At 65.3% G+C, this 19,191-nt stretch carries 18 protein-coding genes and 3 tRNA genes; 3 read left to right on the forward strand and 18 right to left on the reverse strand.

Annotated features, from left to right (window positions below):
• Positions 1 to 127: 127 nt before the first annotated feature.
• Entirely contained in the window at positions 128 to 1,165 is a 1,038-nt protein-coding gene (locus AACY13_RS17400; RefSeq protein ID WP_339462983.1) for an AraC family transcriptional regulator, read from the forward strand.
• Positions 1,166 to 1,675: 510 nt separating this feature from the next.
• Here the strand turns inward: AACY13_RS17400 and AACY13_RS17405 are convergent.
• From AACY13_RS17405 to gspE, 12 genes are all read right to left on the reverse strand, one after another.
• Positions 1,676 to 1,752, reverse strand: a tRNA-Asp gene (locus AACY13_RS17405).
• Between the two features lie 100 nt (positions 1,753 to 1,852).
• Positions 1,853 to 1,929 (reverse strand) — tRNA-Asp (locus tag AACY13_RS17410).
• A gap of 32 nt (positions 1,930 to 1,961) precedes the next feature.
• Positions 1,962 to 2,037 (reverse strand) — tRNA-Val (locus tag AACY13_RS17415).
• A gap of 146 nt (positions 2,038 to 2,183) precedes the next feature.
• Entirely contained in the window at positions 2,184 to 2,705 is a 522-nt protein-coding gene (locus tag AACY13_RS17420) for a type II secretion system protein M (RefSeq protein WP_445262589.1), read from the reverse strand.
• On the reverse strand, positions 2,702 to 3,838 hold the full coding sequence (gene gspL / locus AACY13_RS17425; RefSeq protein WP_339462836.1) for a type II secretion system protein GspL: 1,137 nt from the start codon (positions 3,836 to 3,838) through the stop codon (positions 2,702 to 2,704). The genes AACY13_RS17420 and gspL overlap by 4 nt, the downstream gene beginning before the upstream one ends.
• Positions 3,835 to 4,800 carry a type II secretion system minor pseudopilin GspK gene (gene gspK / locus AACY13_RS17430; protein WP_339462837.1) on the reverse strand — a complete coding sequence of 322 codons (966 nt, stop codon included), beginning with the start codon at positions 4,798 to 4,800 and terminating at the stop codon, positions 3,835 to 3,837. The genes gspL and gspK overlap by 4 nt, the downstream gene beginning before the upstream one ends.
• On the reverse strand, positions 4,797 to 5,492 hold the full coding sequence (gene gspJ, locus AACY13_RS17435) for a type II secretion system minor pseudopilin GspJ (protein ID WP_339462838.1): 696 nt from the start codon (positions 5,490 to 5,492) through the stop codon (positions 4,797 to 4,799). The genes gspK and gspJ overlap by 4 nt, the downstream gene beginning before the upstream one ends.
• Positions 5,489 to 5,878: a type II secretion system minor pseudopilin GspI gene (gene gspI, locus AACY13_RS17440; protein ID WP_339462985.1), complete on the reverse strand. Its 390-nt coding sequence runs from the start codon at positions 5,876 to 5,878 to the stop codon at positions 5,489 to 5,491. The genes gspJ and gspI overlap by 4 nt, the downstream gene beginning before the upstream one ends.
• Positions 5,879 to 5,883: 5 nt before the next feature.
• Positions 5,884 to 6,441 (reverse strand): type II secretion system minor pseudopilin GspH, encoded by a 558-nt coding sequence (gspH, locus tag AACY13_RS17445; protein WP_339462839.1) that lies wholly within the window; start codon positions 6,439 to 6,441, stop codon positions 5,884 to 5,886.
• Positions 6,442 to 6,455: 14 nt separating this feature from the next.
• Positions 6,456 to 6,842, reverse strand: coding sequence for a type II secretion system major pseudopilin GspG (gene gspG, locus AACY13_RS17450; RefSeq protein ID WP_445262591.1), 387 nt, complete (start codon positions 6,840 to 6,842; stop codon positions 6,456 to 6,458).
• Positions 6,843 to 6,885: 43 nt separating this feature from the next.
• Positions 6,886 to 8,103 carry a GspF family T2SS innner membrane protein variant XcpS gene (xcpS, locus tag AACY13_RS17455; protein ID WP_339462841.1) on the reverse strand — a complete coding sequence of 406 codons (1,218 nt, stop codon included), beginning with the start codon at positions 8,101 to 8,103 and terminating at the stop codon, positions 6,886 to 6,888.
• 3 nt (positions 8,104 to 8,106) lie between these two features.
• Positions 8,107 to 9,594, reverse strand: a complete 1,488-nt coding sequence (gspE, locus tag AACY13_RS17460) for a type II secretion system ATPase GspE (protein ID WP_339462842.1) — start codon at positions 9,592 to 9,594, stop codon at positions 8,107 to 8,109.
• Between the two features lie 325 nt (positions 9,595 to 9,919).
• On the opposite strand from gspE, the gene AACY13_RS17465 reads away from it, so the two are divergent.
• Together AACY13_RS17465 and gspD are read left to right on the forward strand one after the other, a co-directional pair.
• Positions 9,920 to 10,486 (forward strand): type II secretion system protein N, encoded by a 567-nt coding sequence (locus AACY13_RS17465; protein WP_339462843.1) that lies wholly within the window; start codon positions 9,920 to 9,922, stop codon positions 10,484 to 10,486.
• A 4-nt stretch (positions 10,487 to 10,490) separates the two neighbouring features.
• Positions 10,491 to 12,440 carry a type II secretion system secretin GspD gene (gene gspD / locus AACY13_RS17470; protein WP_339462844.1) on the forward strand — a complete coding sequence of 650 codons (1,950 nt, stop codon included), beginning with the start codon at positions 10,491 to 10,493 and terminating at the stop codon, positions 12,438 to 12,440.
• A 237-nt stretch (positions 12,441 to 12,677) separates the two neighbouring features.
• Here gspD and AACY13_RS17475 read toward each other — a convergent pair whose 3' ends face one another.
• From AACY13_RS17475 to accD, 6 genes are all read right to left on the reverse strand, one after another.
• Positions 12,678 to 13,889: an O-succinylhomoserine sulfhydrylase gene (locus tag AACY13_RS17475; protein WP_339462845.1), complete on the reverse strand. Its 1,212-nt coding sequence runs from the start codon at positions 13,887 to 13,889 to the stop codon at positions 12,678 to 12,680.
• 101 nt (positions 13,890 to 13,990) lie between these two features.
• Complete coding sequence (gene purF, locus AACY13_RS17480; protein ID WP_339462846.1) at positions 13,991 to 15,499, reverse strand: amidophosphoribosyltransferase; 1,509 nt, start codon at positions 15,497 to 15,499, stop codon at positions 13,991 to 13,993.
• A 45-nt stretch (positions 15,500 to 15,544) separates the two neighbouring features.
• Positions 15,545 to 16,099, reverse strand: a complete 555-nt coding sequence (locus tag AACY13_RS17485; RefSeq protein ID WP_339462847.1) for a CvpA family protein — start codon at positions 16,097 to 16,099, stop codon at positions 15,545 to 15,547.
• A 136-nt stretch (positions 16,100 to 16,235) separates the two neighbouring features.
• Entirely contained in the window at positions 16,236 to 16,850 is a 615-nt protein-coding gene (locus AACY13_RS17490) for an SPOR domain-containing protein (protein ID WP_339462848.1), read from the reverse strand.
• On the reverse strand, positions 16,834 to 18,138 hold the full coding sequence (folC, locus tag AACY13_RS17495; RefSeq protein WP_339462849.1) for a bifunctional tetrahydrofolate synthase/dihydrofolate synthase: 1,305 nt from the start codon (positions 18,136 to 18,138) through the stop codon (positions 16,834 to 16,836). The genes AACY13_RS17490 and folC overlap by 17 nt, the downstream gene beginning before the upstream one ends.
• A complete protein-coding gene (gene accD, locus AACY13_RS17500; RefSeq protein ID WP_339462850.1) occupies positions 18,135 to 19,019 on the reverse strand; it encodes an acetyl-CoA carboxylase, carboxyltransferase subunit beta in 885 nt (294 codons plus the stop codon). Before accD ends, folC begins: the two co-directional genes overlap by 4 nt.
• Positions 19,020 to 19,191: the final 172 nt, after the last annotated feature.

Consider the following 19,191-nt stretch of genomic DNA (forward strand, 5'->3'; position numbering starts at 1 on the left):
AGTGACAACTTATTGATCATAACGTGCAGCGCTGCTTGGCAATCCCGACCCCGCGCCTTACCCTGAGACCTCACTCTCAGCAACCGCCCGCGCCATGTCCGAACGCCTCGTCCACCCTCTCACGCCGATGAAACGCTCAAGAGTCCGCCTGGGCGACCTGGCGGTGGGGTTTGTCGACAGCCTGGCGGCTGCCATGCGCAGCCTGGGCCAGGACCCGCAACCCCTGCTGCTCAGCTACGGCCTCGACCCCGCGCGCCTGGCCGAGCCCCGCGCGCGCCTGTCGATTCCGCGCTATATGCGCCTGGGACATAGCGCCATTCAGCAAACCGCAGAGCCCGGCATCGGCCTGCTGATGGGGCGCTGCAGCCGCCTCAGCCAGGTCGGCCTGGCCGGAGTGACCGCCGCCCAGGCACCGACAGTGCGCGAAGCCGCGCGCACCCTGATCCGTTTCGGGCCACTGTATGCCGCCAACTACCGCGGCCAGTCCAGCCTGCACGAGGACGCCCAGGGTGCCTGGCTGCGCTTCTATTCGATCAGCCCCTACAACGACTACAACCGCTTCGTGATCGATTCGGTGCTGGCCAGCTGGGCCCAGCAACTGAGCAAGTTGGCGCAGCAGCCGCTGCCCGTGGAGAAGGTGCAGATCGAGTTCCCCGCCCCCGACTATGCCGCGCAATACCCCGAACTGTTCGCCTGCCCGGTGGAGTTTTCCTGCGCCCACAACCAGCTGCGCCTGAACCAGCACAGCCTGAATATGCGCAACCCGGAACACTGCCCGAGCACCTGGAAACACCTGTTGGAAATCTGCGAAGGGGAACTGGAGCAACTGACCCGCACCCGCAGCCTGCGCGAGCGCATCACCCAGTTGCTCGGCCCCCTGCTGCACGGCCGCGAGCCGGACCTGAGCGAGGTGGCCGCACGCCTGCAACTGCCGAGCTGGACATTGCGGCGCAAACTGGCCGAAGAAGGCACGCAGTTTCGCACCATCCTCAACGACACCCGGCGCGACCTGGCCATGGCCTATATCCGCGATACCGAGCTGGCGTTCGGCGAGATCGCCTACCTGCTCGGCTTCGCTTCGGCGGAGGCCTTCCAGCGCGCCTTCAAGCGCTGGAACCAGCAGACCCCGGGGGAATACCGCCGCGAGCAGCGTCGGGCGCAATAATCAGGGCAGGCGCGAGCCATATGCCACGCCTCAAACAACTACCTTTCAACAGATGGTTAGCCGGCCGTTGAAAAATGCAGGCAAGGCAAGGCAAGGCAAAAACAGGCGAAAAAGCGGAGTGTACGAGTTGTACATGAGCTTTTTGAGACGCCGCGTCCCGGCCTGTTTTTAACGCCGCATCGGCAACGCAGGTAGTTTTTCAGCGGCCCGCTAGAGTTCGGTGGCGTCTTCCGCCAGCTCTACCCCATCCTCTTCCAGAGCCTGCAGCTCCAGCAGCTCTTCAACATAATCATCCATAGCGGCATCCTCCGATTGGCATCAAGCTCCCGAAATAACCAACAAGGAGCCTGCCAAACAGACTAAAAGATGCAGATGAATGCAAGATGACAGGTTGTCGCTGTCGGTAAAAAGCGCCTGGGCACGCGCAGCGACGCTGCGCCGCAGGGGGTGCCAGCAGAAATTACAGGCAATAAAAAACCCTCAGGTATTCCTACCTGAGGGTTTCGTATATGGCGCAGCGGACGGGACTCGAACCCGCGACCCCCGGCGTGACAGGCCGGTATTCTAACCGACTGAACTACCGCTGCATGTCGGTGGACTTACGTCCATGGAACTCTTGCTTCATCTGATGAAACTGCCCTGGGGGGCTTTTTCATCTCAGCCCGAGCGAACTCAAGCTGGAAAATATGGCGCAGCGGACGGGACTCGAACCCGCGACCCCCGGCGTGACAGGCCGGTATTCTAACCGACTGAACTACCGCTGCGCGTCGGTGGACTTACGTCCAATTCACAAGAGTGGTGGGTGATGACGGGATCGAACCGCCGACCCTCTGCTTGTAAGGCAGATGCTCTCCCAGCTGAGCTAATCACCCGCTGCTTGCGAGGCGCGAAATTTACGCAAGGGCCGAAGCTAAGTCAATACCCTGCTTAAAGTTTTTCTAAAAAGATGGAAAACCCGGTGCCCCCACGCGGCACCCATTTGCCGCACCGCGCACCACCCTGCAGCCTGGCGCAGCGCTTATGGCGCGACGCGCAGGCTCAAGCGCGCGGCCACCTTGCGGTCCTCGGCGCGGTCCAGCCCCGCCTCGGCGATCTGCACCCCCTGGGCCTCCAGCGCGGCGAACCAGCGCAGCAACTGGGCAAAAGGTGCCGGCTGCACACTGACCTGCAGGGCACCGCCACTGTCGCTGTCCAGGCGTTCGATGCTCAGGCCCTGCGCCCCGGCGCTGGCGGTCACCAGGCCCTGCAGGCGCGCCGGCTCGATACTCACCTGCGGCCGGCTCACCAGGCTGCGCGCTAGCGGGGCACGGCTCTGCAGGTAGGCATGCAGTTCGCGCTGGGTTTCGAAGGCACTGCGCGCACTCGCCAGGCGCTGCTGGGCCGGCTGCCAGAGGGTCAGGTACAGCAGCACCAGCAGGACGAACAGCGCCAGGCAGGTCAACGACAGCCGATCGCGGGGGGCAAGGGCGCGCCAGCGCTGGGCTAGCACTGAACGTTCCAGCTGGGCGGCAAAACCTTTGTCGAGCTCGAGCATACTCATCCTCCGATCACCACGCGGGCACTGACACCATCGGCTTCCCGGCTGGCCGAGCCCAGCTGCACGGCCAGCCCACTTTCCTGCAGACGCTCACGCAAGCGCTCCAGTTCGGCAAAGCCAACCGCCTGCACCTGCATGGCCAGGTCGCCGCGGTTCTCGCTAAAGTCCACCTGCCTGATCTGCACCTGCCCGCCCTCGGCCACCACGGCCTGACTGACCTGCGCCAGCAGGCTCAGCAAGCGGGCCTGGCCAGGCCCGCTGCCCGCCCCCAGATGCTGATCGAACTGCGCCCGCAGATTGACCAGCTTGCTGTCCTGGGGAAACAGCTCCTGATAGAGCGCGGCGCTGGCCGCGGCGTAGTTGTCGGCCTGGCGCTGCAGATGCCAGCCCTGGGCCAGGTCGAAGCCCCATTGCAGCACCAGCCAGAGGCCGAGCACGCCCAGCAGCGGCTTCCAGCGCTGCCACTGGCCACCACTCGACTGCGCGGCAAAGGCCTCCTGCGCCAGGTTGGTGCCCGTTGTCTGCTGCGCTAGCCAGAGGAATGGCGCTTCGATCTCGACACGCTCATCCAGCGGCTGCGGGGCCTCCTGGCCAGGGCAACACCAGGCCTGCTGCGGGTGCGCGCAGAGCGCCGCCAAGGCCGGCCAGTCGGCAGCGCCCAGGGCCAGGCGGGCAACCCCCTCGCCGCCCAGCAACCAGCGCCCATGCAGCTGCAGCAACTGGCTGCCGGTCGCTGGCAGCAAATCGGCATCCACGACTATGCGCTGCGGTGGCGTATCACACAGCTCCAACCAGGCTGCCAGCCAGCTGCGACGGACGGCAATCACCCGGTAGCGACCATCGGCCAGGGGCTCGCCCAGGGCCAGGTGCATCAACTCGACATCCTCGGCCAGCAACTCCTCCACGGCGAACGGCAGCGCCTGGCGCAGCCAGCGCGCCTTGCGGGTCGGCAGATTGACCGCGCAGGCGGTCACCGCCTCGACCGGCAGCACCAGGGTCCAGCTGCCCGACAGCTGCGCCTGCACCTCGGCGAACGACAGGCATTCGCTGTGCCCCTCCGCGACCCGCTGCACCGGCAGGTCCAGGCGGGCACCGGCACAGGCCGCGGGCGGTAGAAATATATGCAACTGACTCATGGCTCTACTTCCTCGACGGGCGCAGCCGGCATGCCGCTGAGCCCCAGGTCACGGGCTAAAACATATATCCGGCCATCGCTGGCGCGGTGCAAGGTACTGCGCAGAACCTGACGGCGATCGCCGATGTGGACTTCGCTGACCACCTGAAAATACTGACTGCCGACGGCCAGGGCCTGGCTCTGCGGCTGCAGGCCGCCGAGCTGCGCGGTAAAGCTCGCCGGCGTGTCGTAGCCCTCGCTGCCGCGCGCGGCGACCAGCCCCAGGGCGGCGCTCAGGGTCAAACCATCGGCCACGCTGGCCAACACCCTGGCGCTGGCGGTATTGACGTTCAGGGTCGCCTCCGCCGGCAAGGCGCTGACATGGGGCGAGAGGCGCTGGTAGTCGAGTTCGTTCATTTCCAGCAACAGACGCAGCTCCGATACATCGGCCAGCGCCCGGTTGCCGGCGCGGTAGGGCGGCTGTTGCAGCAGGTACTGATTGTCCTCGGCCCCGTAAGCCCCGCTGGCCTGGTCGTCGGCATCCAGCCAGTCGAGCAGGCGTTCGGCATAGGGCGTCTCGATCTGCAGCCCCAGCAGCAGGCGGCGGAACTGGGCCACGGCGGCCTCGTTGGACTGCCCCTGACGCAGCAGGCTGTTGAGGTTGAAGCGCGCACTCAGATCACTGATCTGCACGCGCAATTCGCCGCCCTCATCCAGGGCAAAGGGTGCCAGGGGCTTGGCCCAGGGCTCGTTCAGGTGATCGACCGGCACCCGCGGGTCGCCCTGACGCAGATCGCGCAGCAGCACCGCCCTGGCCAGGGTCTCGCCGCCCAGGGCGTAGTGCCAGGCCTGCCGCACATGCAGCTGGTTGCTGCTGCTGCGAATCGACAGCTGCTGGCGGGCGATGATCCCGGCACTGACCACCGTGACCACCGCCACCACCAGCAATACGGTGATCAGGGCCATGCCGCGCTGGGGCCTCATGCTTGCGGCGCTCCCTGCTCGTCGCCCGCCTGGTCCTGGGGGGCTTCGGGGTCCTGCCCGGGGATCTGACCCAGGCGCTCGGGCAGCCCATCAGGCAAACGCAGCAGGCGGCGCAACTGGCCATAGCGGCGATGTTCCAACAGCAGTTCAAGGGCCTGGGGCAGCAGGGCCAGACTGTCCTCCTCCGGCCCCGACTCGGGCGGCCAGCTGTCATGCCAGCCGCCCTTGGCGTCCCGATAGCGCAGCTGCAGGGCCGTTACCCCATCCAGAGCCTGCTGCACCTGGGGCTCGCTGTCCTGGGCCTGATCGAGCACCGTCCAGTACAGGCGCTGCCATTGCTCGCCACTGCGCTGCCAGCGCACCCGCTGCAACGAAGCACGCGGCTGCGCCAGCGGATTGCGCCAACCGCTACGGCTAAGTTCGAGCGCACCGGCATCGCCCGCCTCGCCAAGCAGGGCGGGCCGCGACTCGCCGAAAGGGTCGCGCACCGGCCTGGCCTGCACCTGCAACAGATCCCGCTCGAATGCCGCCATGGCCCGCACCAGCTCGCGCAGCTGCGCCTCGTGGCTACGGGTGACCTTGTCGGTTTGCAATACGCTGTCGAGCATGCGGTAGGTGCCCAGGCCCAGCAGGGCGAAAATCGCGATGGCGATCAGCAATTCGAGCAGAGTAAAGCCCCGCACCGCCTTCATAGCCCGTCCCCGAGGAAACCGTCGAGGCTGACCAGGGCGCGCTCGCGCACCTCGCCGGCATTGCCCTGCTCGGCACGCTCCGCCACCCACAGGGTGACGCGGCGCAGCGCCGGCTCGCTGGTCGCCCGGATTTCGCTCTGCCACTGCCAGCGCCGCCCGGCGAACATCAGCTCACCCTGCGCCCGGCCATCGGCCACCGGGGTTTGCGCCAGCTGCAGTTCGCTCAGCTGGTTGTCGGCGATCCACATCGCCAGGGTCTTGTCTTCCAGGCGCGAAGCGGTTTGCAGGCTGCGCGCGGTGGCGGTCAGTACGCTGGCCGCGACCATGGCGAAGATGGCCAGTGCCACCAGCACCTCGAGCAGGGTAAAACCGGCTACGGGCTTTATCCGGCTCATTTTGGCGGCGACTCGACTTCGACCCTGGGCAGGCGAAAACCGTCGCTGGCCAGCAGCAGGCGCAAGCCATCGGCACGCCGTTCCGCCAGGCGCAGACGAAAGGGGCTCATCTCGCCGCTGGACAGCAACAGCAACTGCGGCAGCAGCGCCACACCCTCGCCGTCCTCGGCCTTGTCCTCGGGCAGCGGCAGGGCCAGGGCGGCACCCTCCAGCTCGACACTGAGTTCGGCCCAGGCGGGCAATCGATGGGGTTTGCCGGGCAGCGCCTGCCAGCTCAGGGTCGGCGGGTCGTAGCGCAGCACCTGGTAGCTGTCGGGGGCGAGCAGCAGGCCATATTCACGGTTATCCAGCACCGCCTCCTCGGCCAGCACGCCGATCAGACCGGCCAGGCGCTCGGCCTCGCCGTGCAGCTCCCGCCCCGGACCGACGATGCCCAGGCTGAGCACCGTCAGGCCGATCAGACTGCCGAGAATCACCAGCACCACCAGCAACTCGATCAGGGTAAAGGCCCGCGACCCGGCTGCGGCTGGAGCCTGCTTGGCGGCACGGCGCACTCAGCAGCGCCCCATCAGCGGTCCCAGTTACCGATATCGGCATCATTTTCGCTGCCGCCTTCCTTGCCGTCGGCTCCCAGCGAATAGAGGTCGAACGCGCCCTTGGTGCCCGGGGCCAGGTACTGATAGTCATTGCCCCAGGGGTCCACCGGCATGCGCTTGAGGTAGCCATCGCGGTTCCAGTTCTTCGGTTGCGGATTGCCCGAAGGTTTCTTCACCAGGGCCTCCAGGCCCTGCTGGGTGCTGGGGTAGCTGTGATTGTCCAGCTTGTACATATCCAGGGCGGCGGCGATCGACTTGATATCGCCCTTGGCCACGGTGACCTTGGCCTGATCCGGGCGACTCATCACCTGCGGCACCACCAGGGCGGCAAGAATGCCCAGGATCACCACCACCACCATGATTTCGATCAGCGTAAAACCCTTTTGTCCCTTGTTCACGTGCTTACCCCACCAATTGATTGAGCGACAGAATCGGCAGCAGGATGGCCAGGACTATGACCAGCACCACCGCCCCCATAAAAACCAGCATAAAGGGTTCGAACAACCCGACCAGCAGCGCCACCTGGGCCCCCAGGTCGTTTTCCTGATTGCGCGCGGTGCGCGCCAGCATCTGGTCCAGCTCGCCGGAGCGTTCGCCGCTGGCGATCATATGCAACATCATCGGCGGAAACTGGCCGCTGGCCTCCAGCGCGCGGGTCAGGCTGCCACCTTCGCGGACCTTTTGTGCGGCGATGACCACATCGGCGCGGATTACCCGGTTGGCGATCACCTGTGCGCCGATACCCAGGGCTTCGACCAGGGGCACGCCGCTGCGGGTCAGGATCGCCAGGGTCGAGGCGAAGCGCGCGCAATCGGTGGCCCGAATCAGCCGTCCGATCAGCGGCAGGCGTAACAGCAGGCCATGCCAGCGTGCCTTCAGCGCGTCGTCGCGCAACGCCCGGCGCAGGGCGAACACCGCCGCCACGGCAAGGATGACCGCCAGCCAGCCCCAGCCCTTGACCCAGTCGCTCAGGCCGATCAGGCCGCGGGTCAGGGCCGGCAGGGTCTGCCCGGAATCAACGAACACCCGCACCACATCCGGCACCACATAGCCGAGCAGAAAGCCGACGATCAGCAGCGAAGCGCACATCAGAATCAGCGGATAAAGCAGCGCCAGCTGGATCTTCTGTCGCGACTGCTGGCGTTGCTCGGTGTAATCGGCCAGTTGCTCCAGCACCGGCCCCAAATGCCCGGCGTGCTCGCCCGCTGCCACCGTGGCACGGTACAGCTCGGGAAAGGCCGAGGGAAATTCCTTCAGGCTGCTGGCCAGGTCGTGCCCCTCCAGCACCCGCGCACGCACGGCCAGCAGCATGCTTTGCACCCTTGGCGAACGGGCCTGGGCCGCCGCCGCGCGCAGGGCCTCCTCGATCGGCAGGGCCGCCTGGATCAGCGTCGCCAGCTGGCGCGTCAGCAACGCCAGATCGCTGGCCGACAGCCCGCGACTAAAGCTGAAATGGCTACCGCCGCCGGCGTGCTCGCGGGTCCGGGTCGGTTTGACATCCAGCGGGGCGAGTTGGCGGTCGCGCAGTACCTGGCGCACCTGGCGGGCGCTGTCGGCCTCCAGCACGCCTTTCTGCTGGCGGCCCTTGCTGTCGAGGGCGAGGTATTCGAAAGCGGCCATGCCCTATTCCTCGCGGGTCACGCGCAGCACTTCCTCCAGGGTGGTCACCCCGGCCAGTACGTTGCGCATGCCGTCGGCGCGGATGCTCGAGCCCAGGGCGCGGGCGTGACGCACCATGTCCTGCTCGGAGGCGGCATTGTGGATCAGGGTGCGCAGCTGATCGTCGAACACCACCAGTTCATAGATGCCGGTACGTCCGCGATAACCCTGCTGATGGCATTCGGCGCAACCGCGGGCGTGATACAGGGTCGGCGGCGTTGCGGCATTTACCCCGAGCAGCGCGCATTCCGCCGCATCGGCCTGGTAGGCCTGCTTGCAGTGCGGGCAGAGCACCCGCACCAGACGCTGGGCCAGCACGCCGAGCAAGGACGAGGACAGCAGAAAGGGTTCGACGCCCATATCCACCAGGCGCGTGATGGCCCCGATGGCGCTATTGGTGTGCAGGGTCGAGAGCACCAGGTGACCGGTCAGGGAGGCCTGCACGGCGATCTCGGCGGTCTCCTTGTCGCGGATCTCACCGACCATCACCACATCCGGGTCCTGGCGCAGGATGGCGCGCAGGCCGCGGGCGAAGGTCATGTCGACCTTGGCGTTGACCTGGGTCTGGCCGATACCTTCGAGGTGGTATTCGATCGGGTCCTCGACGGTAAGGATATTGCGGCTGCGGTCATTCAGGCTGACCAGGCTGGCATACAGCGTGGTGGTCTTGCCCGAGCCGGTGGGCCCGGTCACCAGCAGGATGCCGTGGGGTTTGCGCACCGTGGCTTCCATCAGGTCACGGTCGCGGGCGCTCATGCCCAGGTGCTGCAGGTTGAGACGGCCGGCCTGTTTGTCGAGCAGACGCAGCACCACCCGTTCGCCATTGGCCGAAGGCAGGGTCGACACCCGCACATCCACCTCGCGGCCGCCGACTTTCAGGGAAATCCGCCCGTCCTGGGGAATGCGCTTCTCGGCGATATCCAGACGCGCCATGACCTTGATTCGCGACACCAGCAAGGCCGCCAGCTCGCGCTTGGGCTCGAGCACCTCGCGCAGGATGCCATCGACCCGAAAGCGCACGACCAGGCGTTTCTCGAAGGTTTCCAGGTGGATATCCGAGGCATTTTCCTTGATCGCCTCGCCGAGGATGGCGTTGATCAGGCGGATGATCGGCGCGTCGTCCTCCTGCTCCAGCAGGTCCTCGGTTTCCGGCACCTGCTCGGCCAAAGCCGCCAGGTCCAGGCTGCCGCCGATATCCTCGGCCAGCTGCATGGACGCCGAGTCATGCTGATAGGCCTGACCCAGCGCCTGTTCGAAGGCCTCCTGGCTCAGGCCGCGCAGCGCCAGTTGCGCGCCGATCATCCGCTGCGCTTCGGCCAGGGCCACCAGTTCGACACCCGGACGATAAGCCAGGCAGGGACCCTCGCGTTCGCTCAGCAGAACCACACCGTGGCGCCTGGCAAAGCTGAAGGGTAAACGCCGTAGTGGCACTTCGGTGAGCAGCGCATTCATGGGGTAACGGACCTTGACCACGGTAACCAGGCGTCTGTCGCAAAAGCAGCAAGCGAGCGCTCAACGCCTAGGGTTCCACGAGTTAATTGTTGTAAGTTGCCTGCAATAGAACGCAAACAAGGGCGCGCTATCTTTAGCACATTGAGCCGAGCGACACACGCCCCCGACGGGGGGCTGTCAAATCGGCGGCAACTGTCTATGATCAGCGCGCGATCCAGACCACAGAATAATAAAACGCGGAGTGACGCTTTTGCCCGTTTCGGCAACCCAACACTGGCTCCAGCGGCATGCCACCAGCCTGGCAGCCATCGCTGTAGTGCTCGCCATGAGCATCAGCCTGGCCTGGCAAAGCGCCGAGTGGCTGCGCCTGTTGCGTACCCCGCCGGCCACCAGCGAGCTCAACCCCAGCCCCCCCAGCGCCCCGGCAAGCCATCCGCAGCTCGGCCAGCTGTTCGGCCACAGCCCCCCCGGCAGTGCCGACGCCCCCGCCACCGACCTGCGCCTGACCCTGCTGGGCAGCTTCGTGCACGCCGATCCCAAGCGCTCCAGCGCGATTATCCGCAGCGAAGGCAGCCCGGCTCAGCGCTACAGCGTGGACAGCGAAATCAGCAGCGGCGTGCGCCTGCATGCGGTGAGCGCCGACCGGGTCGAGTTGCTGCGCAATGGCCGCCGCGAGAGCCTGAGTTTCCCGCTCAGCCAGGCCCAGGACAGCGCCAACGCCTATAGCAGAAGCGACAGCGCCGAGGATACCCTCGAGCAGCTCAGCGAAATGGAAAACGACAACCTGGCGCAACTGCGCGAACGCATGGATGCCCTGCGCCAACAGATGGAAGCCTCCGGCACCCTGCCGGCGGACGCTGAACCCACCGATCAGCCTACGGAAGACGACTGAACCGATGACCCCGATCCTTTCGCGCCTTACCCTCGCCCTGCTCGCCGCCGGCCTGGTTTGCAGCCCGTTGCCGCTCAGCGCCGCCGTCAATGCCGTGACCCCGAGTGCCAACCAGCAGGAAGAAAGCTGGACCATCAACCTCAAGGGTGCCGATATCCGCGAGTTTATCGACCAGGTGGCGCAGATCAGCGGGCAGACCTTTGTCGTCGACCCCCGGGTCAAGGGCCAGGTCAGCGTGGTGTCGAATACCGCACTGAATCTGGGCGAGGTCTACCAGCTGTTTCTCTCGGTCATGGCCACCCACGGGTTCAGCGTGATCACCCAGGGCGACCAGGCGCGCATCGTGCCCAATGCCGAAGCCAAGGCCGACGCCGATGCCGGCCGCGCCGCCCCGGACCGCCTGGAGACTCGACTGATTCAGGTGCAGCATGGCTCGGCGACCGAGCTGATCCCGCTGATTCGCCCGCTGATTCCGCAGTATGGCCATCTGGCCGCGGTCAGTTCGGCCAACGCCATTATCATCAGCGACCGTAGCGCCAATATCGAACGCATCGAAGACCTGCTGCGCCAGCTCGACCAGAAGGGTCAGAACGATTACAGCGTGCTCAACCTGCAACATGCCTGGGTCATGGACACCGCCGAGGTGCTGCGCAGCGCCATCGACCGCGGCCAGGCCAAGGGCGCGACCGCCACCCAGGTGGTGGCTGACGGCCGCACCAACCGCCTGATCCTGCTCGGCCCACCGGCGGCGCGCGCCAAGCTGATGGCCCTGGCGCAATCGCTGGACACCCCCACCAGTCGCTCGGCCAATACCCGGGTGATTCGCCTGCGCCACAGCGACGCCAAGAGCCTGGCGGAAACCCTCGGCGAGATCTCCGAGCAGCTCAAGCCGGAGTCCGGCGGCGAAGGCAGCGGCAAGCCGCAGACGGTGCTGATCCGTGCCGACGAAAGCCTCAACGCCCTGGTGCTGCTGGCCGAACCCGATGTGGTGGCGACCCTGGAAGACATCGTGCGCCAGCTCGATGTACCGCGCGCCCAGGTAATGGTCGAGGCGGCGATTGTCGAAGTCTCCGGCGATATCAGCGACGCCCTGGGCGTGCAGTGGGCGGTGGACGCCCGCGGCAGCACCGGCGGTCTGGGCGGCACCAACTTCAGCGGCACCGGCCTGTCGGTCGGCCGCGTGCTGCAGGCGATTCAGGATCAGGGCAACGGCACCGCCAACAACACCCTGGGCAATCTGCCGGATGGCGCGATCATCGGCCTCGGCAGCGACAGCTTCGGCGTGCTGATCACCGCGCTGTCGGCCAACAGCAAGAGCAACCTGCTGTCCACCCCCAGCCTGCTGACCCTGGACCACCAGAAGGCGGAAATCCTGGTCGGGCAGAACGTGCCGTTCCAGACCGGCTCCTTCACCACCAGTGCCTCCGGTGCCGACAACCCCTTCACCACCATCGAGCGCCAGGACATCGGCGTGACCCTCAAGGTCACCCCACATATCAACGACGGGGCCTCGCTGCGCCTGGAAATCGAGCAGGAAATCTCCTCCATCGCCCCCACCAGCCAGGGCGTCAATGCGGTCGACCTGATCACCAACAAGCGCTCGATCAAGAGCACCATCCTCGCCGAGAACGGCCAGGTCATCGTGCTCGGCGGGCTGATTCAGGATGACGTCACCCAGGCCGACTCCAAGGTGCCGCTGCTCGGCGATATTCCCCTGCTTGGCCGGCTGTTCCGCTCGACCAAGGAAACCCGCATCAAGCGCAACCTGATGGTGTTTCTGCGCCCCACGGTGATCCGCGACGCGGCAGGCATGGCGGCGCTGTCCGGGAAGAAATACAGCGATATCCGCGTGCTCGGCGATATTCGCGAGAACTACCGCCCCGGTATCCTGCCGCGCAACCCGGTGCAACTGTTCGACCAGGCCGAGCCAGAAGCCATCGACCTGCGCGAATAAACCCACGACCCCGTAGGAGCGGGCCATGCCCGCAAAGCGGCAATCGCGGCCCTGGGACTTGGCGTCCCCGCCGCTCCTACGGGTAAAACGCTGACGTGACGCAGATACAAAAAATTGCCGGGAACAATTTTTAACGTCGCGTAGCGACGGCCCGAAGGGTGGCCGCCATGGATGGCAGGCCACAAAAAGGCCTCGGTATTTACCGAGGCCTTTTGCTGCAGGCTGCTATCTACCTACTTAGAGCGCCGCCAGACCGCGGGCCAGATCGGCCTTGAGATCGACCAGGTCTTCCAGACCGACCGCGACGCGGATCAGGTTGTCGCGGATGCCGGCGTTGGCGCGTTCGGCCGGGGTCAGACGGCCGTGGGAGGTAGTTGCCGGATGGGCGATGGTGGTCTTGGTATCGCCCAGGTTGGTGGTGATGGAGATCACCCGGGTGGCGTCGATAAAACGCCAGGCCGCGTCCTTGCCGCCCTTGACTTCGAAACTGACCACGGCACCGAACGCACTCTGCTGCAGTTTGGCCAGTTCATGCTGCGGATGGCTGGGCAAACCGGCGTAGTAAACCTGCTCGACCCCGGGCTGCTGCTCCAGCCACTGGGCCAGCTGTAGGGCGCTGGCACAGTGGGCCTGCATGCGCACGCGCAGGGTTTCCAGGCCCTTGAGGAAGATCCAGGCATTGAACGGGCTGAGGGTCGGCCCGGCGGTGCGCAGAAAGCCCACCACCTCCTTCATCAGCGCGGCGCGGCCGGCGACCACCCCGCCCATGCTGCGGCCCTGGCCGTCGATATACTTGGTCGCCGAATGCATGACGATATCGGCCCCCAGCTTGAGCGGCTGCTGCAGCGCCGGGGTACAGAAGCAGTTGTCCACCGCCAGCAGCGCACCCTTGCCATGGGCAATCTCCGCCAGGGCGGCGATATCCACCAGCTCGGCCAGGGGGTTGGAGGGCGACTCGACGAACAGCAGCCGGGTATTGTCCTTGAACGCCGCCGACCAGGCGTCCAGGTCGGACAGCGGCACATAGTCCACCTCGACGCCGAAGCGCTTGAGGTACTTCTCGAACAGGCTGATGGTCGAACCGAACACGCTGCGCGACACCAGCACATGGTCGCCGCCGCTGCACAGGCTCATGACCATGGCCAGAATCGCCGACATGCCGGACGAGGTGGCCACCGCCTGCTCGGCCCCTTCCAGGGCGGCGATGCGCTCCTCGAAGGCGCGCACCGTGGGGTTGGTGTAACGCGAATAGACATTGCCCGGCACCTCGCCGGCAAAGCGCGCGGCGGCGTCGGCGGCGGTGCGGAACACATAGCTGGAAGTCGGGAAGATCGCCTCGCTGTGTTCGCCTTCAGGCGAGCGATGCTGCCCGGCACGCACCGCCAGGGTGTCGAAACCTACGCCGTCCAGATCGCTGTCCAGACGCCCTGCTTGCCATTCTTCGGTCATGCTGCAAACCTCATTACGACCGGCAGCGCCGGCCGTGCCGCGTAGGGTGCGCCGCGCGCACCAGCTAAACGCCGGACAGATTCTGCCTGCCCAGCCTGCCGTCAGTTGTTGTACAGATCGATAATCGCGCTGACCGCCTGGGACTTGACCTTCGAGGCATCGTTGCGCGCCTGCTCGATCTTGTCCAGGTAAGCCGCGTCGACATCGCCGGTCACGTACTTGCCGTCGAACACCGCGCAGTCGAAATGCTCGATCTTGATCTTCTTGCTACCACTGACCGCCTCGATCAGGTCCGGCAGGTCCTGATACACCAGCCAGTCGGCACCGATCAACTCGGCCACTTCCTCGGTGCTGCGATTATGGGCGATCAGCTCATGGGCGCTGGGCATGTCGATGCCATACACGTTGGGATAGCGCACCGCTGGCGCGGCCGAGCAGAAGTAGACATTCTTCGCCCCGGCCTCGCGGGCCATCTGGATGATCTGCTTGCAGGTGGTGCCGCGCACGATGGAGTCGTCCACCAGCATCACGTTCTTGCCGCGGAATTCCAGTTCGATGGCGTTGAGCTTCTGCCGTACCGATTTCTTCCGAGCGGCCTGGCCCGGCATGATGAACGTACGGCCGATATAGCGATTCTTGACGAAGCCTTCACGGAACTTCACCCCCAGGTGATTGGCCAGCTCCAGCGCCGAGGTGCGGCTGGTGTCGGGAATCGGGATAACCACATCGATATTGTGCTCCGGCCGCTCGCGGAGGATCTTGTCGGCCAGCTTCTCGCCCATGCGCAGACGCGCCTTGTACACCGACACGCCATCCATGATCGAGTCGGGGCGGGCCAGATAGACGTGTTCGAAGATGCACGGCGAGAGCTTCGGATTGCTCGCGCACTGGCGCGTGGTCAGCTTGCCGTCTTCGGTGATATACACCGCCTCGCCCGGCTCCAGGTCGCGGATCAGGGTGAAGCCGAGCACGTCCAGCGATACGCTTTCCGAGGCGATCATGTACTCCACGCCTTCGTCGGTGTGGCGCTGACCGAAGACGATCGGACGAATGCCGTTGGGGTCGCGAAAGCCGACGATGCCGTAGCCGGTGATCATCGCCACCACCGCATAACCGCCGATGCAGCGCTCATGCACCTGACTGACCGCGGCGAAGATATCTTCCTCGGTCGGCTGCAGCTTGCCGCGCTGGGCCAGTTCGTGGGCGAACACGTTGAGCAGCACTTCCGAATCGGAATTGGTGTTGACGTGGCGCAGGTCGGACTCGTAGATCTCCTTGGCCAACTGCTCGACGTTGGTCAGGTTGCCGTTGTGCGCCAGGGTGATGCCATACGGCGAGTTGACGTAGAACGGCTGCGCTTCGGCCGAACTGGAGCTGCCCGCGGTGGGATAACGGACATGGCCGATGCCCATATGGCCAACCAGGCGCTGCATATGACGCTGCTGAAAGACATCGCGCACCAGGCCGTTATCCTTGCGCAGGAACAGGCGGCCATCATGGCTGGTGACAATACCGGCAGCATCCTGGCCGCGGTGCTGGAGGACGGTGAGCCCGTCATACAGCGCCTGATTGACGTTCGATTTACCGACGATACCGACAATGCCGCACATGTGACGCAACCCCTACTCAATGAAACAGGATGATTCTGAATGCGCTTACGGCAGTCTAGGCTGCTGCAGCGCCTCTTTGAACGGTAATTCAACCGGCGCACTTACGCCGCTGGCGAGCCACTGACTGGACAGACTCAGGATAAGGTTCTTCGACCAGTCGGCCACCAGCAAAAAATGTGGCAGCAGGCTCGACTCCTGCCACCAACTGTCCTGCTGCACCGGGGCCAGGCTGACCAGGCCGACCAGTACCACCACCAGCAAGCCGCCACGGGCAGCGCCGAACACCATGCCGAGAAGACGATCGGTACCGGACAATCCGGTCACCCGAATCAGCTCACCGATCAGGTAATTGATCAACGCGCCGACCAACAAGGTCACCACGAACAGGATGGCGCAGGCGGCGATGACCCGCGCCGAGGGTGTTTCGATAAACTCGCCGAGATGCTGCGCCAGCGCGCCGCCAAACATCCAGGCCACCACGCCGGCAATAATCCAGGTCAGCAGCGACAGCGCTTCTTTTACGAAGCCTCGGCTTAGGCTGATCAGACTGGAGATGGCGACAACGGCGACTATCGCCCAATCGACCCAGGTAAATATCACGATGCGGGTTACCGACGGAAAAGGCGCTGCATTTTAGCAGAGCCCCCGAGCTGGGGTAAGCAAAGGATTGCGCACCCGCCGAAATGCCCAAAAGCCGGGCCCGACAGGTCGGCCTGCCGCGTCCGGCCTGAGCGCTTCAGCTGGATTCCGGCTGGAAACGCACGACAAAACCGTTGAGCTTGTGCTGTCGATTGAGCTGATCACGCAGACGATCGGCCTCGCCGCGCTCGATCAGCGGGCCGACAAAGACTCGATTCATCCCGTCCACGGTCCGGATATAGGCGTTATAGCCCTGGCTGCGTAGGGTTTTCTGCAGGCCCTGCGCGCCATCGCGACTGGACAGGCTGGCCAGCTGCACCGACCAACTGATCGGCAGGCTGTTGCCATCCAGACGACTGACGGGCGCAGGCGTCGGCGCGCTCGGCTTGGCCTGCGCCACAGCGGGCGCAGCAGGCTTGGCAGCAGGCGCTGGCGCAGGGACGGCCTCGGGAACCGCAGACGGCTCAGGGGCCTGAACATCGTCGCCTGCGACGGGCGACTCATCCGCCAACGGCTGCGGCTCGGGGACCACCACCGACTGCATCTCGACTTGCGGCATGGCGGGCGCAGCGGGCATGGACGGCGCATCGACCACCACACGACGCAGCTCATCTTCACGCGACAACAGCATCGGCAGGAAGATAACCGCCAGCGCCAGCAACACCAGCGCCCCCACCATCCGCTGCTTCAATCCTTTATCCAGCAAAGCCATCCTGCACGCCCCCATTGGCTTGGCGGGCCAGCCAATCCAGGGCCTCGGCCACGCAGTAGAAAGATCCGAACACCAGTATTTCATCACCGGCTGCCGCCTGCTCGCACTGGGCCTCAAGCGCCGCCTGCACGTTGGCATAGGCCGCTACCCGGGCACCGCTATTGTGCAGCTGAGCCTGCAGCTCGGCGGCATCACGGCTGCGCGCGGTCGGCAGCGGGGCTACGGCCCACGCCTGCACCTCAGGCAGCAGCGGCCTCACCACCCCTGCCAGGTCCTTGTCCGCGAGCAGACCGAATACCGCCAGACGCCCCTGCCCTGGCCGATCGGCCAGATGCCGGGCCAGGTACTCGGCCGCCTGGGGATTATGCCCAACATCGAGCAGCAGTGTGAGTGGCTTACCCTGCCAATTCACAACGCGGCGGTCGAGTCGGCCGGTTACCCGGGTGCGCAGCAGCGCATCGCCGATCTGCTCGGCCTGCCAGGGTAGCCCCGTCAGGGCATAGGCCTGCAGGGCCAGGGCGGCGTTTTCCATGGGCAGGTCGAGCAGCGGCAAGCGTTCGACCTGCAGCACTTCGCCCTGGCCATTCAAGCCATACCAGGACCAATGCTGCGCCTCGACGCTCAGGTCATAGTCGCGGCCGCGCAGAAAGAACGGCGCATCCAGCTCGGCCACGCGATCGAGCAAAGGCTGCGGCGGTTCGAGATCGCCACACAGCGCCGGCTTGCCGGCGCGGAAGATCCCAGCCTTTTCGAAGGCCACCGACTCACGGGTATCGCCCAGCCAGTCGGCATGATCGATACCGATGCTGGTGACCAGGGCAATATCGGCATCCATCAGATTGACCGCATCCAACCGACCGCCCAGGCCGACCTCGAGCACCACCGCATCCAGGCCCACCTCACGGAACAGCCAGAACGCCGCCAGGGTGCCCATTTCGAAATAGGTCAGGGAAATATCGCCACGCGCCGCCTCGACCACGGCAAAGGCCTGGCAGAGTTCGGCGTCGCTGGCGGTGACGCCGGCGATCTGCACGCGTTCGTTGTAACGCAACAGATGGGGCGAGCTGTACAGCCCGACCCTGAGCCCCTGCTCTTGCAGCAAGGAGGCAATAAACGCACAGGTCGAACCCTTGCCATTGGTGCCGGTCACCGTGATCACCCGCGGCGCAAGCCGGGCCAGACCCAGCCGCTGCGCCACTTCAGCGCAGCGCTCCAGGCCCATATCGATGGCACTAGGGTGCAACTGCTCCAGATAAGCCAACCACTCGGCAAGGGAGCGCGCGGTCATGCAGTGGCCGGCAGCGCAGCTGGCGATGGCAAACGCATCAACTGGGCCAGCAGACGCGCCAGACGCGGGCGCAGCTCGGCACGGTGGATGATCATGTCGATGGCACCGTGTTCGATCAGGAACTCGCTGCGCTGGAAGCCTTCCGGCAGCTTCTCGCGCACGGTCTGCTCGATCACCCGCGGGCCGGCAAAGCCGATCAGGGCCTTGGGTTCTGCCACGATCACGTCGCCGAGCATGGCCAGGCTGGCGGAAACCCCGCCATACACCGGGTCGGTCAGTACCGAGATAAAGGGAATTCCCTCTTCGCGCAGGCGCGCCAGCACCGCGGAGGTCTTGGCCATCTGCATCAGGGAAATCAGCGCTTCCTGCATGCGCGCGCCGCCCGAAGCGGAAAAGCACACCAGTGGGCAACGCTGCTCCAGCGCGGCGTTGGCCGCGCGCACGAAGCGCTCGCCGACGATCGCCCCCATGGAGCCGCCCATAAAGGAGAACTCGAAGGCACAGGTCACGATAGGCATGCCTTCGAGGGTGCCACGGATGGCGATCAGCGCATCCTTCTCGCCGGTCTGCTTCTGCGCCGCGACGATACGATCCTTGTACTTCTTGCCATCGCGGAACTTCAGGCGGTCGACCGGTTCCAGGTCAGCACCCAGCTCTTCACGCCCGTCGGCATCGAGAAAGATATCCAGGCGCTCACGAGCCCCGATCCGCATGTGGTGATTACATTTTGGGCAGACATCCTGGGTCTTTTCCAGTTCGGGCTTGTACAGCACCGCATCGCAGGACGGGCACTTGTGCCACAGGCCTTCCGGCACCGAACTCTTCTTGACCTCGGATCGCATGATCGATGGGATCAGTTTTTCTACTAACCAGTTGCTCATGCTCTTGATTCTCCAAAGCGGTAAAGCCGGGCAAGCCTGCGACGCCAGGTCACCAGGCCGATCCAGGCAAATTCACGAGGGCAGTCATGCCAGGGGCCGGCGTACGCGCCCATCGGGCTATCCACGCAACAAACCCGCCACCCGCACTTCGACTGCCTGCAGTATTCATGCA

The organism is Pseudomonas sp. EA_105y_Pfl2_R69, assembly GCF_963970915.1.
Taxonomy (GTDB): domain Bacteria; phylum Pseudomonadota; class Gammaproteobacteria; order Pseudomonadales; family Pseudomonadaceae; genus Aquipseudomonas.

Excerpts from the sequence above, each read along its gene's own strand:
- gspK (WP_339462837.1), bottom strand. The coding sequence starts at position 4,800 with ATGAGGCCCCAGCGCGGCATGGCCCTGATCACCGTATTGCTGGTGGTG.
- AACY13_RS17420 (WP_445262589.1), bottom strand. The coding sequence starts at position 2,705 with ATGAGTATGCTCGAGCTCGACAAAGGTTTTGCCGCCCAGCTGGAACGT.
- AACY13_RS17475 (WP_339462845.1), bottom strand. The coding sequence starts at position 13,889 with ATGACCGAAGAATGGCAAGCAGGGCGTCTGGACAGCGATCTGGACGGC.
- AACY13_RS17490 (WP_339462848.1), bottom strand. The coding sequence starts at position 16,850 with ATGGCTTTGCTGGATAAAGGATTGAAGCAGCGGATGGTGGGGGCGCTG.
- AACY13_RS17465 (WP_339462843.1), top strand. The coding sequence starts at position 9,920 with ATGAGCATCAGCCTGGCCTGGCAAAGCGCCGAGTGGCTGCGCCTGTTG.
- gspG (WP_445262591.1), bottom strand. The coding sequence starts at position 6,842 with ATGGTGGTGGTGGTGATCCTGGGCATTCTTGCCGCCCTGGTGGTGCCG.
- gspD (WP_339462844.1), top strand. The coding sequence starts at position 10,491 with ATGACCCCGATCCTTTCGCGCCTTACCCTCGCCCTGCTCGCCGCCGGC.
- gspJ (WP_339462838.1), bottom strand. The coding sequence starts at position 5,492 with ATGAAGGCGGTGCGGGGCTTTACTCTGCTCGAATTGCTGATCGCCATC.
- xcpS (WP_339462841.1), bottom strand. The coding sequence starts at position 8,103 with ATGGCCGCTTTCGAATACCTCGCCCTCGACAGCAAGGGCCGCCAGCAG.
- gspL (WP_339462836.1), bottom strand. The coding sequence starts at position 3,838 with ATGAGTCAGTTGCATATATTTCTACCGCCCGCGGCCTGTGCCGGTGCC.
- folC (WP_339462849.1), bottom strand. The coding sequence starts at position 18,138 with ATGACCGCGCGCTCCCTTGCCGAGTGGTTGGCTTATCTGGAGCAGTTG.
- gspE (WP_339462842.1), bottom strand. The coding sequence starts at position 9,594 with ATGAATGCGCTGCTCACCGAAGTGCCACTACGGCGTTTACCCTTCAGC.
- accD (WP_339462850.1), bottom strand. The coding sequence starts at position 19,019 with ATGAGCAACTGGTTAGTAGAAAAACTGATCCCATCGATCATGCGATCC.
- AACY13_RS17400 (WP_339462983.1), top strand. The coding sequence starts at position 128 with ATGAAACGCTCAAGAGTCCGCCTGGGCGACCTGGCGGTGGGGTTTGTC.
- purF (WP_339462846.1), bottom strand. The coding sequence starts at position 15,499 with ATGTGCGGCATTGTCGGTATCGTCGGTAAATCGAACGTCAATCAGGCG.